This window comes from Bradyrhizobium sp. AUGA SZCCT0182 (assembly GCF_018130185.1).
In the GTDB taxonomy this organism is placed as follows: domain Bacteria; phylum Pseudomonadota; class Alphaproteobacteria; order Rhizobiales; family Xanthobacteraceae; genus Bradyrhizobium.
Window position 1 is genome coordinate 49,365 of the sequence record NZ_JAFCLY010000036.1, and the last position, 12,811, is coordinate 62,175.

At 60.9% G+C, this 12,811-nt stretch carries 10 protein-coding genes; 8 read left to right on the plus strand and 2 right to left on the minus strand.

Going from position 1 to position 12,811, the window contains the following annotated elements:
* Positions 1 to 134 precede the first annotated feature (134 nt).
* Both JQ611_RS30240 and JQ611_RS30245 read left to right on the plus strand, forming a co-directional pair.
* Entirely contained in the window at positions 135 to 1,574 is a 1,440-nt protein-coding gene (locus JQ611_RS30240; protein WP_212467502.1) for a glycosyltransferase, read from the plus strand.
* 94 nt (positions 1,575 to 1,668) lie between these two features.
* Positions 1,669 to 2,340, plus strand: a complete 672-nt coding sequence (locus JQ611_RS30245; RefSeq protein WP_212268963.1) for a methyltransferase domain-containing protein — start codon at positions 1,669 to 1,671, stop codon at positions 2,338 to 2,340.
* Between the two features lie 31 nt (positions 2,341 to 2,371).
* On the opposite strand, the gene JQ611_RS30250 is transcribed toward JQ611_RS30245, so the two are convergent.
* A complete protein-coding gene (locus tag JQ611_RS30250) occupies positions 2,372 to 3,343 on the minus strand; it encodes a lysylphosphatidylglycerol synthase transmembrane domain-containing protein (protein ID WP_212268964.1) in 972 nt (323 codons plus the stop codon).
* A 193-nt stretch (positions 3,344 to 3,536) separates the two neighbouring features.
* Here JQ611_RS30250 and JQ611_RS30255 point away from each other — a divergent pair, with 193 nt between their 5' ends.
* The 3 genes from JQ611_RS30255 to JQ611_RS30265 are packed head-to-tail and all read left to right on the plus strand — an operon-like array spanning position 3,537 to position 7,282.
* On the plus strand, positions 3,537 to 4,823 hold the full coding sequence (locus JQ611_RS30255; RefSeq protein WP_212467503.1) for a nucleotide sugar dehydrogenase: 1,287 nt from the start codon (positions 3,537 to 3,539) through the stop codon (positions 4,821 to 4,823).
* A 19-nt stretch (positions 4,824 to 4,842) separates the two neighbouring features.
* Positions 4,843 to 5,856 (plus strand): NAD-dependent epimerase, encoded by a 1,014-nt coding sequence (locus JQ611_RS30260; RefSeq protein WP_212413326.1) that lies wholly within the window; start codon positions 4,843 to 4,845, stop codon positions 5,854 to 5,856.
* Positions 5,857 to 5,869: 13 nt separating this feature from the next.
* On the plus strand, positions 5,870 to 7,282 hold the full coding sequence (locus JQ611_RS30265) for a mannose-1-phosphate guanylyltransferase/mannose-6-phosphate isomerase (RefSeq protein ID WP_212268967.1): 1,413 nt from the start codon (positions 5,870 to 5,872) through the stop codon (positions 7,280 to 7,282).
* A gap of 84 nt (positions 7,283 to 7,366) precedes the next feature.
* Here the strand turns inward: JQ611_RS30265 and JQ611_RS30270 are convergent, their stop codons facing one another.
* On the minus strand, positions 7,367 to 8,158 hold the full coding sequence (locus JQ611_RS30270) for a formylglycine-generating enzyme family protein (RefSeq protein ID WP_249133567.1): 792 nt from the start codon (positions 8,156 to 8,158) through the stop codon (positions 7,367 to 7,369).
* Positions 8,159 to 8,463: 305 nt separating this feature from the next.
* Between JQ611_RS30270 and JQ611_RS30275 the strand changes: the two genes are divergently transcribed.
* The 3 genes from JQ611_RS30275 (at position 8,464) to JQ611_RS30285 (ending at position 12,799) form a co-directional block, all read left to right on the plus strand.
* Positions 8,464 to 9,390: a DUF4399 domain-containing protein gene (locus JQ611_RS30275; RefSeq protein WP_312012283.1), complete on the plus strand. Its 927-nt coding sequence runs from the start codon at positions 8,464 to 8,466 to the stop codon at positions 9,388 to 9,390.
* Positions 9,391 to 9,414: 24 nt separating this feature from the next.
* Positions 9,415 to 11,559: a caspase family protein gene (locus JQ611_RS30280; RefSeq protein WP_212467505.1), complete on the plus strand. Its 2,145-nt coding sequence runs from the start codon at positions 9,415 to 9,417 to the stop codon at positions 11,557 to 11,559.
* 223 nt (positions 11,560 to 11,782) lie between these two features.
* On the plus strand, positions 11,783 to 12,799 hold the full coding sequence (locus JQ611_RS30285) for a Gfo/Idh/MocA family protein (RefSeq protein ID WP_212268970.1): 1,017 nt from the start codon (positions 11,783 to 11,785) through the stop codon (positions 12,797 to 12,799).
* Positions 12,800 to 12,811: the final 12 nt, after the last annotated feature.

A 12,811-nucleotide genomic window follows, 5' to 3' on the forward strand; every position in this document is an offset into this window, starting at 1 on the left:
ATACCTTCTTGGCAAGCCAACGCAACCAGCGCATAAGGATGCGCCAAAAGCGGATATTTATAGCTCGAAATTCACGCTGGACGCGTGTCGGATAGCTGCGCCGCCAGGGGATATTCGAAAGTGCTCACGAAGCCATGACAGTCGTCGCAGGACCATCGCGCAAAGCCGCTATTCTAAATCATTCAGAGGCCTATGCACTTGCTCGCGCCACTTGGCGAGAGAAGGCCGATTTTTTTCATCGTGAAGACGAAAACTATCTGCGCTTCTTGATCCCGAAAGGTGCGCGCGTTCTGGAAATCGGATGCGGCACCGGCGATACGCTTGCAGGCCTCGAACCGTCGTTCGGTGTCGGCCTGGATTTCAGCCCGGCGATGGTTGAACAGGCGCGCAAGCTTCATCCCGGTCTGACATTTCTGGTTGGCGATGCCGAAGATCCGGAGGTGATTGCGTCTCTTCCCGGGCCGTTCGATTTCATCGTTGTGCTGGATACGATCGGATCACTCGACGACGTTCAGGCGTTTTTCGAGCGGCTGCATCCATTGTGCACGCGCGAGACGCGGCTGGTCGTCGGTTACTTTTCGCATCTGTGGATGCCGTTGCTGAAGCTGGCTGAATTCGCCGGGGGGCGCATGCCCCACCCGCCACAGAACGTCCTGTCGCCGGCAGACGTTCAGGCGTTGGCCGGTCTAGGCAGCTTTGACGCCGTCAAAACTGAACAGCGCATGATCGTCCCCATGTCGCTGTTTGGAATCGGACGTCTCATCAACCGCTTCATCAGCATTCTTCCGGTGTTTCGTTGGTTCGCGTTACGTCATTACGTGGTCTGCCGTTCGCTGTTGAAACCCGACGATACGTTGCGCTCTGCCACAGTCGTCATTCCGGCCCGCAACGAGCGCGGCAACATCGAGCCCGCCGTCCAGCGCATCCCGCAGTTTTGCGAGGATCTGGAGATCATCTTCATTGAAGGTCACAGCAAGGACGGCACCTTTGAGGAAATGCAGCGGGTCAAGGCTGCTTATCCGGACAAAGACATCAAGACCATGGTCCAGCCGGGCAAAGGCAAGGCCGACGCCGTGTTCACGGCCTACGATGTTGCGCGCGGCGATGTCTTGATCATCCTCGACGCCGATCTTACGGTGCCGCCAGAGCAGCTCCCGAAATTCTGGGATGCGATTCAGTCCGGCAAAGGTGAATTCATCAACGGATCGCGCCTCGTCTATCCGCTGGAAGATGACGCCATGCGGTTCCTGAACCTGATCGCCAACAAGAGTTTTTCGTATCTGTTTTCGTGGTTGCTCAACCAGCGCTATACCGACACGCTCTGCGGCACCAAGGTAATGCGGCGAACCGACTATTATCGCCTGCGCGAGGGTAAAGCGTATTTCGGAGATTTCGATCCGTTCGGAGATTTCGATCTGATTTTTGGTGCCTCGAAACTAAACCTGAAGTCGGTCGATCTGCCGATCCGGTATGCCGCGAGATCGTATGGTGAAACGCAGATATCGCGCTTCCGCCACGGCGTGTTGCTCCTGAAGATGGTCGTGTTTGCCTTCTTCAAGATCAAGGCGATCTGATCATTCATTTGGTGGTTGATTGATGTCCAGTACCATCCAGAGCGACCCTCACGCTTCCTATCGCAGCGTTTGGTCCCAAAAGCCGATCCTGCGATTGGTCTACGAGGACTACTACCGCCGGATTGCCGCGGCCTGCGTGGCCGGAGAAACCATCGAGATCGGCGGGGGGATCGGGCAACTCAAGAACTTCATTCCCGCGGCCATATCTTCGGACATCCAGCATTCCCCGATGGTCGACGTGGTCGCGGATGCGCAGAATTTGCCATTTGGTTCCGGCGCCATCAGCAACATCGTCATGCTCGACGTGCTGCATCATATCGAGTTCCCGGTTCTGTTCTTCCGGGAGGCCGAGCGTGTTTTGCGCGCTGGCGGCCGTTGCGTGATGATCGAGCCGGCGATCACCCCCGGAAGTACGGTTTTCTACCGGTTGATTCATCCCGAGCCGGTACGAATGAGGGCAACTCCTTTTGTCGAAGGTTTGCCGAACCCCGAGCGTGATCCCTACGATTCCAATCAAGCGATCCCGACGCTGCTGGCGACGCGCGACCGTCTTCAATTCGAGAGGCTCTTTCCAAATCTCGAATTCGTCGAGGTGTCCTGGTTCTCTTTCTGGGTCTATCCGCTTTCCGGCGGGTTCAAGCGCTGGACACTGATGCCGGAGTCTTTGGGGCGGCGGGTGCTGGCGTTCGAGAAGCGCATCGAGTCTGCGCTCGGTCGCATGCTCGGGTTTCGAACCATGATCGTGCTGCAGAAAAAATCTGCCTGACCATCGTCCAGCGGATCCAATTGCGGCGCCCTCAGCCTGCCTCTGGAAGCGCGTCGGGAGTCTTTGCAGCTTTCTCCGCGCTGAAGATCCAGACCAGTCCGCCAATCGCGCCTACGACGAAGGAGGATGCGCCGAAAAGCAGCGACACCATGGTGCCATCTGTCTGCACCAGGCCGGCGTAGCCGAAGGCGACCATCATGGTCGCCTCCCGCACACCCCAGCCGGCAATCGAAATCGGCAGCATCGTGACCAGCATGATCGGTGGTATGAGGAGGAACACCTGGCTGAAGTCAGCGGGCGCAGAGATCGCGCGCACGACACACCATGCGATCACGACGGTCAGGATGTGCACGCACAGCGAAAGGACTGCAATTCTGGGTCCGCTGTGACGGTCGAAGAGGGTTCGATTTGCAATCAGTGAGCAGGCGTGGATGTGGTGTGTTGGCCACCACGTCCGCAGCCACTTCCACGGCAGGCGCCCCAGGAGCAGGAAGCCCAGACCGCCCGAGATGGCGGCTAGATCAATCAGCACAAGAGCAAGGCGTCCCCGCGAATCCCCGATCAGCTGATAACTCCAGGGGAGGCTGACAATCACGACGATCGCGAGCGCGATGAGTCCGATTGCGCGGTCGACCAGCACCGAATAGGTGGCAGCTCGCCAACCTGCGCCGGTACGGTTGACCAGCCAAAGACGCAGGGCGTCTCCGCCGATGGTTGACGGAAGCGTTTGGTTGAAGAAAGTTCCGATCATGTTGAACTTGAAGGCTTGCGTTGCACGCAACGGAGCCCCGCAGGGACCGGAAATTTCCCGCCATCTCAAAGCGCCACAGAAAACCTGGACGATGGTCACCAGCACCGAAAGTCCCATCCAGCCCAAAATCCAGGCAGGACTGCTTTCGCTGAGGCGGGACTGGATCGCGGCAAAATTCACGCCGCGGAGCGCCAAATAGAGCAGAGCGCCGGACACCAGAATACGAGCAGCAAGAACCAGAAATCCGCGCATTCCGAGCCGTCGAGTTGGAGTGAAAGACGCCCTGCGCGCCGACCGCTATTTACCAGAAAGTGAAGGGTTATCTAGCCCTGTTATGGGTTTACGGCCGAATAGGCAATACGGACCTTTTCGGCTATTGCTGAAGGCGCAGCACTGCGGGTAAACAGGCCCCGTCGTGGGGTATGACGCAGCTGGAAAACCATAAGTGACACATAGGCGTAGCATAGCAGTTATCGGCTTGGGATATGTGGGACTGCCTGTTGCCGTCTCTTTTGCGCGGGCGGGTGTTCCGGTTGTGGGTTTCGACGTGGACCGTACCCGAGTTTCCGAGTTGCAGGCTGGCCATGATCGCACCCGGGAGGTCGAAGCCGATGACCTCCGACATGGTTCGCTGGCCTTCAGCCACGAACTCGCGGACATCAGGAACTCTGACTTCTTTATCGTGACCGTACCGACACCGATCGACGATGCGCACAAACCGGACCTTGGTGCGATGATTTCCGCATCGCGTTCGATCGGAAGCGTACTCAAGAAGAATGATATCGTCGTCTACGAATCGACGGTCTATCCCGGTGCGGTGGAAGAAGATTGCATTCCCGTTCTGGAGCAGGCGTCATCCCTCAAGGCGGGTGTGGATTTTACGGTCGGCTATTCGCCGGAGCGCATCAATCCAGGCGACAAGGAACATCGCTTCGAAACAATCATGAAGGTCGTCTCGGCGCAGGACGACAAAACGCTGGATATCGTTGCGGACGTCTACGGGTCGGTTGTGACGGCCGGTATCCACCGTGCCCCGTCCATCAAAGTGGCCGAAGCCGCGAAGGTGATCGAGAATACCCAGCGCGACCTCAACATCGCTTTCATGAATGAACTTTCACTGATCTTCCAATCCCTCGGAATCGACACCGGCGACGTGTTGGCGGCCGCGCGGACGAAATGGAATTTCATGCCGTTTCAGCCGGGGCTGGTTGGCGGCCACTGCATCGGGGTCGATCCCTATTATCTGACCCATCGGGCCGAAAAGGCAGGTTACCATCCGGAAGTCATTCTTGCCGGGCGCCGGATCAATGATGGAATGGGGCAGCGCATCGCGCGCGAATGTATTCGCGGGCTGCTGCGCCGAAAGGGCAAGGCCGGAATCGTCACGGTGCTCGGTCTGACCTTCAAGGAAAACGTTCCGGACACGCGCAACTCTCGTGTGATCGATATTATCCGCGAACTGGAATCGTTCGGTCTGACCGTTCAGGTTCATGACCCGATGGCGGACGCCGCGGACGCTCGCCACGAATACGGTGTAACGCTGGTAGATATCGATGCTCTTCGGCCGGCTGATGCCGTCATATTGGCGGTGGCGCATGATCTCTATACTGACGACGGAGGTTGGCCGCTGATTCAGAAATTGTTGAACGACGGCGCGGGATTGGTTCTCGACGTCAAGACCAGGCTCGACCGCGGCTCGCAGCCTGCCGGGATCGAGTTGTGGCGGCTCTAGGAATAAGGTCGGGAGATAGATGTCGGATACGATACTAGTCACCGGAGCCGCGGGCTTCATTGGCTTTCACGTGGTGCAGCGCCTGCTGGCGGCTGGCCGCAAGGTTGTTGGTCTCGATATCGTCAACAGCTACTACGATCCGAGGCTGAAGGAAGCGCGTCTCGAAATTCTCAAGCGCGATCCTAATTTCGCTTTTGAGAAGCTCGACCTGGCTGATCGCGCGGCGATCAAATCGCTGTTTGCGCAGCACCGCTTTCCTACGGTGATCCACCTCGCGGCACAGGCGGGCGTTCGTTATTCACTCGAAAATCCGCACGCCTATATCGATGCGAACATCGAAGGCTTTATCAATGTGCTTGAAGGTTGCCGGCATAATGGATGCGGGCATCTCCTGTTCGCCTCGTCGTCATCGGTCTACGGCGCCAATACCAAATTGCCGTTCTCGGTAAACGACAATGTCGATCATCCCATCAGCCTCTATGCCGCGTCGAAAAAGGCCAATGAGCTGATGGCCCACACCTACAGCCATCTTTATCGCGTTCCGGCCACCGGCTTGCGATTTTTCACGGTCTACGGTCCGTGGGGGCGTCCGGACATGGCGATGTTCATTTTCGCAAAAGCGATCCTGAGCGGGACGCCGATCAAGCTGTTCAATCACGGCAAGATGCGCCGTGATTTCACCTTTGTTGAGGATGTTAGTGAGGCGATCGTTCGCTTGGTGGACCGGCCACCTCAAGGTAACCCGGACTGGTCCGGCGACCGGCCCGATCCTTCGAGCAGCGCGGCGCCGTGGAAGATCTACAACATTGGCAACAACAATCCTGAAGATCTCATGCATGTGATCTCGGTTCTGGAGAAAGAGTTTGGACGGACGGCCACCAAGGAGATGTTGCCCATGCAACCGGGTGACGTGCCGGCGACATACGCCGACGTCGAAGACCTGGCGCGCGATATCGGCTTCCGTCCTGCGACCAGGATTGAAGATGGTATTATGCGATTTGCCAGATGGTATCGTGAATATCACAAGATTTAGCGGCAGGGCTTAAATGAACAAGCGCATCATTCCATTGATCATGTGCGGCGGCGCCGGGACCCGGCTGTGGCCGGCCTCGCGCGAGGTCCATCCGAAGCAGTTCCTGCCCTTGTTCGGGGCACGTTCGACGTTTCAGGATACGCTGATCCGGGTATCGGACGCGGCGCTGTTCGAGCGTCCTGTCATCATCACCAACAATGCCTATCGCTTCATGGTGCTCGAGCAATTGGCGGAGATCGGCCTTGAAGCCGACGTGCTGCTGGAGCCGATGCGGCGCGATTCCGGGCCTGCGATCGCGGCCGGCGCCGCCTTCGCGCAAACGCGTGACAAGGATGCGATCGTTCTGGCGCTGGCGGCCGATCACGTGGTGCGCGATACCGCAGCCTTCGTCGCCGCCTGCCGCGAGGGGCTTAACGCTGCGCAAGCCGGGCACATCGTGACCTTCGGCGTCCAGCCCGAGCGTCCTGCCACCGAATATGGCTACATCAGCCCGGGCGATGTCATCTCGGGGCAAGTTCGCGCGGTCGCAAAATTCGTCGAGAAGCCTGACGCGGAAACGGCGGCGGGCTATGTCAAATCGGGCTATCTCTGGAACAGCGGCAACTTCATGTTCCGCGCCGCGGTGCTGCTCGACGAATACCGCAAGGTCGATAGCGCCAGCGTTCAGGCCGTCGCCGATTCCGTCGCCAACGCCGGCAGCGACCTCGGCTTCATCAAGCTCGATACCGATACGTTCGCTTCCGCCAAGTCGATCTCGATCGACTACGCGGTGATGGAGAAGACCTCGCGTACCGCCGTGGTGCCGGTCGCCTGCGGCTGGTCCGATGTCGGCTCCTGGCATGCGGTGTGGGAATTGTCCGACAAGGACGGGCAGGGCAACGCCGCGCGCGGCGCTGCCGTGTTCGAGGATTCGCGCAATTGCAACGTGACGACCGACCGCGCGCTGGTCGCGCTCGAAGGCGTCGATGACCTCGTGGTGGTCGCAACGCAGGACGCGGTGCTGGTATCCAGGCAAAAGGACGCCAACGGGCTGAAGCGGCTGGTCGCGACATTGAAGAATGTGGCGCCGCAGGTGACCGAAGATCACATCAAGGTGCACCGGCCCTGGGGCTCCTATCAGTCGGTCGACAACGGCGAGCGTCACCAGGTCAAGCGCATCATCGTCAAGCCGGGCGGCCGGCTCTCGCTGCAGAAGCACCATCACCGTTCCGAGCACTGGATCGTGGTACGGGGCGCCGCCCGCGTCACCGTCAACGAACTGGTCAAGACCGTGCACGAAAACGAATCGATCTACATCCCGATCGGCGCGGTGCACCGGCTGGAAAATCCCGGCAAGATCCAGCTCGAACTGATCGAGGTCCAGACCGGCAGCTATTTCGGCGAGGACGACATCATCCGCATTGAAGATGATTATCAGCGCACGTGAGCCATCTCGGTTCTGATTGAATCAGAACCGAAGCTAAGCTTGCTATTCGCTCGAAGACGCCGAATACGGGACTCAGGTGCGGGACTACTGAACGTCCCGCACGACACGAAAACCGTTGGCGAAATAGCGCACGTCGAGATCGTACCGGTAGCGCGCCGCCGAGGTGACCGTATTGGCCTTGTTGGCGAACGATCCGCCGCGCAGCACGCGCTGGCGGCATTGTCCTTGCGTCCAGGCGGAGCCGTCCTTGGGCGCATTCTTGTAATTGTCGTTCCAGCAATCCTCGACCCATTCGTAGACGTTTCCGGATGTGTCGTAGAGCCCGAAGCCGTTCGGCCGGTAGGATCCGGTCCGCATCGTCCGGCGCAGCGAGTCGCCGCAATTGTCGCAATTGGCGTTCGACTTGCCGACCTCTTTGCCCCACCAGTAGGTGGTCGTGGTGCCGGCGCGCGCCGCATATTCCCACTCGGCCTCGCTCGGCAGGCGGTAGTTGCGGCCGGTCTTCTGCGTCAGCCACAGAACAAACGCCTTGGCGTCCTCCCAGCTCACGTCGATGACCGGCTGATCGCCGCGACCCCAGCCGCGATCGTCCGGCCGGTGCCTGCATTTGCCGTCGGAGACGCACGCATCCCACTCGGCGAAACTGGTTTCGCGCCGTTCGATCGCGAAGTTCTTGGCGATGGTGACCCGGTGCGGCGGCCCCTCGTACGGGCTGTCCTTGCCGCCCATGTCAAACTCGCCTGATGGCACCACCACCATTTCCGGGCAATCCGGACAATCTCGGAACAGCTCGCCGGGCTCGGGCGCCGCGGCCGACTGGGCGGCGGCCGGTCCGGCCGCGAGCAGAAATATCAAAAAAGCAAAAAATCTGAACATCCTACCCTCGGCCTCAATTGCGCCGGTCGTCCTGCGCGCCGCCCGTGGTCCATCGTGCCCGCAACACTCCATAAAATCAAAAGTCGCAGTGTCGCTATCGTCAGTTAGTTTGATGGTAATATAATACTCCCGTTTGCCTCATCCCATCATCAAATCGATGAGAGCTTGTGCGCAGGCTGTGGTCCGCCCGCGGCAGGGGACGATATTCAATGGCTTAAATCCAGTGTACTATTTCACAGACGCATTTCAGTTCTTGAGTTATTTGAGCTTTTGGCAGCCGCCTGTCGTGATTTTAGGAGGTGTGTGTGTTCTCGAAAGTATCGACCGGAATTGCTGTTTCGCTTTTTATGCTGGCAGGAACGATCGGAACGAGCCACGGACAGCAAAAGCCGGTTGGCGGGCCCAATCCCTCGCCCCCCGGAGCGGCCGTTTACTTCGTTGGTCTAAAGGATGGTCAGACCGTTCCGACCACCTTCACCGTGAATTTCGGCCTCAAGGGCATGGGCGTCGCGCCCGCCGGCTCCGACAAGGCGAACGCCGGACACCACCATTTGCTGATCGACACCGAGCTGCCGCCGCTGGATCAGCCGATACCGAGCGACTTCAATCATCTGCATTTTGGCGCGGGGCAGACCGAGGCCGAAGTGACCTTGCCGGAAGGCGAGCACACGCTGCAGCTGGTGCTGGGCGACAAGGACCACATCCCCAATACGATTCCGCTGATCTCCGAGCGGATCAAGATTCGCGTGGTTGCCGCCTCCCAGGTGCCTGCGGCGTCGGCATCTGCGGCGGCGCCGGCAACGACCGCCCCCGCCAGCACGGGCCGCAAGAAATCGCCGGAAGGCGCCAAGGTATATTTCGTCTTTCCGAAGAATCGCGGCTATGTCACGCCGACGCCGGTCATCCGTTTCGGCCTGATCGGCATGGGCGTTGCACCCGCCGGCTTCGAGAAGGTCAACACCGGTCACCACCATCTGCTGATCGATACCGACGTGCCCAACCTCGATTTGCCGATTCCCGCCGACTTCAATCATCTGCATTTCGGCGCCGGCCAGACCGAAGCCAAGATCACGCTGCCGCTCGGCAAGCATACCCTGCGATTGCTGCTGGCGGACGAGCTCCACATCCCGCACGATCCGCCGTTGCTGTCGGAACCGATCACGGTCACGGTCACCGCCAGCGGCCGTCCGCCTGCAAAGAAGAAGTATCGCAAATATCGTCGCTATTACTAAAGGGGGGCAGTTCCGGAGCCTGATATGAGCACACGTCGTCCGATCTGGATTGCAGCTCTGTATAGTCTCGTGCTGCTGACCTGTTCGATCAGCGTTGCGAAGGCTGACCGGCGCGTTGCGCTGGTTGTAGGCAACTCGAACTACAGCAATGCGAGCCTGTTCCTGGCCAATCCGAAGAACGACGCCACGGACGTTGCCGCGGCACTCCGCGGGGTCGGTTTCGAAGTCTTGCAAGCGATCGACGCCAACAAGCGCGATCTCGACCTGAACATGGCCAAATTCGCCAGGCTGGCGACCGACGCCGACGCTGCGCTGTTCTATTACGCCGGTCATGCCGTCCAGTATCAGGGCCGCAACTTCCTGATGCCGACCGATGCCGAAGTCGAGGACGAGATCAGCTTCCGTTACCAGATGACGCCGCTCGACGACGTGCGCGCCGCGCTCGACCGCGGCGACGGCGTCAAGATCGTGATCCTCGATGCGTGCCGCAACAATCCGATCGTCAACGCGCTTCGCCGCAAGAAGAAGTCCGGCGACAGCCGCGCCATCGATGCCGTGCGCGGCGGGCTCGCCAAGATCGACAAGGCCCAGGGCATGGTGGTGGCCTATTCCACCGCGGCGGATGAAGTCGCCGCCGACGGCGACGGCCGCAACAGCCCGTTCACCAGCGCCTTCCTGAAGCGGCTCAAGGAGCCCGGCCTCGAAATCGAACAATTGTTCCGCCGCGTCGCCGCCGACGTCAACGCCCAGACCGGCGGCCGTCAGCGCCCGGAAACCTACGTGTCGCTGCTGAGCAATTACTACCTCAACCAGACCGACCGGATCGCGTTCGACAAGATCAAGGACTCGCCTGATCCCGCCGTGCTGCAGGACTTCATCGCCAAGTTCTCGACGTCGAGCTACGTGCCGGAGGCGCAAAACCGCATCCAGCGCATCGAGGCCGCTATACGCGAACGCCAGAACCAGGAGGCCCGGCAGCGCGAAGCAGCAAGGCTTGCGGAAGAACAGCGCAAGGCCGAACGCGAAGCGGCGCTGCGCAAACTGGCCGAGCAGGAAGAGGCGCTGCGCAAGCAGGAGACCCTTCGCGCGCAGGCGGCAGCTGAAAAAGTCCGCAAGGAGCGCGAGGCCGCCCAGGCGCAGGAAGAGCAGCGCTTGCGGCTCGTGGCCGAGAAGGAGCGCAAGGAGCGGGAAGCTGCAAAGGCCCAGGAAGAGCAACGTGTGAAGCTCGCGGCCGAGCGGGAGCGCAAGCTGCGTGAAGAAGCGCTGCAATTGCTGGCCGAGCAGGCGCGGACCAAAATCGCCGCGATCGATCGGAAGGAGCCGACCAGTCCGTCGCTTGCCGGCATATCGACCGACATCCGGACGCTGCCGCCGCCGACTGAGGCCGCGCCGACGCCTGCCGATCCCTGTGATCGCGACGGGGCCATGCTGGCGCAGTTGCGCAGCAACCCGTCGATCGAGGCCGTCACCGAATTGGAGCGGAGCCTGAGCTGCGAGAAATTGCGTGCCCAGATACTGCGATTGCGCGAAAGCCTCTCGGCGGTCGCCAATGCGGCGCCGGCCATCGCCGCCCAGATCAAGCCTGTCGTTGAAAAAATTGCCCCGCCGCCGGCCTTGGTTATTGCGCCACCGCCGCCGCCTCCGGCTGCGCCGAAACAGGAAGCTGCCCCGAAGCCGCCGGAGCCGCAGAAGGTTGCCGTTGCGACTGTCGCACCGGCACCCGAATGCAAAAAGGACGAAGCCAGGCTTGCCAAGATCCGCGCCAATCCCTCGCACGCCGATCTGGCCGCGCTCGAGCGTGACCTCGGCTGCGAGCGGTTGCGCCCGCAAATCGTGCGCTTGCGCGAGAGCCTGCCCAAGGAAATTGCCAAGGAAATTGCCAAGGAAACTGCGAAGGAAACTGCGAAGGACGCGCCGCAGCCGGATCAGCCGTCGGCCGCGGCCAATGCGCCAACCCTTCAATCCGCTCAGTCCGCGCCATCAGGGGCGAAGCCGGCGCAACCCGCGCCGATTGTTCAGGTCCGAAGCTGTGACGAGGAGAGGGCCACCTTGGCCAAGCTGCGCGCCAGCCAGTCACGCGAGGATGTGGTTCGATTCGAGCGCGAACTGGCCTGCGAGCAGTTGCGGCCTCAGGTCATCCGGCTGCGGGAAAGCCTGTCCGGCGGTTAGTCAGGATGGGCTCTCACAGCCCCCGGCCAAGCACTTAATTCCTCCATATTGCGGTGGCCTAAGCCCCCTATGAGTCCTGCCAGATCGCTTCTCCAAGTGCCTCCTGGGCTGTAACTCTTTGAATCAAAACGTGTCCGGATAGCGGGGATGGCGTTCGCCACATTTGTGGCGGCGTGCTAGAGAACCGCCGGGGACTGGCGAAAAGTCTGTTGGGGTCGACGATATGGGTTTTAAAGGGTCCGGATCGGACGCGAAGAGCGGCGCCGCGCGTGAACTGCGCGTTGGCGTGATCGGTGCCGGTGTGATGGGCAGCAACCATGCCCGCGTGCTGGCGGGGCTGCCGGGCGTCACGCTGGTCGGCATCGTCGACCCGCTGCCGGAACACCGCGCGCGCGCCACCGAACTCGCAGGCTGCCGCGCTTTCGAGGGCCTCGAAGAATTGCTGGCCGAGGGCGTCGATGCGGTCACGATCGCGGCTCCGACCCATCTGCATCATGAGGTCGCGCTCGCCTGCATCGCGCGCAACATCCATATCCTGGTCGAGAAGCCGATCGCGCCGACCGTGCAGGAAGGGCGCGATATCGTCGACGCCGCGCAGCGCGCCGGTGTCACGCTGATGGTCGGCCATGTCGAGCGCTTCAATCCGGCGGTCGCGGCGATCAAGCAGGCGATCTCCGGCGAGGACATCCTTTCCATCGGCATCACAAGGGTCGGGCCGTTTCCGCCGCGGATGTCGAATGTCGGCGTCGTCATCGATCTGGCCGTGCACGATATCGACCTGATCCGCTGGTTCACCGAATCCGACATCGTCGAAGTGCAGCCGCAGCTCTCCAGCGCGATCGCCGAGCGCGAGGACATCGCGCTGCTGCAGTTCCGCACCGCCTCGGGTGTGCTCGCCCATATCAACACCAACTGGCTGACGCCATTCAAGGCGCGCAACGTCACGGTCGCGACCCGCGGCAAATATGTGATGGGCGACCTCTTGACGCGTCAGGTGACGGAGTGCTTCGGCTTCAAGCCCGACGGCAGCTATTCGATGCGTCATCTGCCGGTCGGCCATGACGAGCCGCTGCGCGCCGAATTGATCGCGTTCCTCGATGCCGTCAGGTCAGGCAATGTGCCGGCGGTTACCGGCGACGAGGGCGTGGCCAGCCTCGAAATCGCGATCCGCTGCCTCGAAGCGCCGGCCCGGCCCGCGGCTTCCTCCGCGCGCAAGGGTCCACGCCGCGTCGCCGGCTGATTACCGTCCATC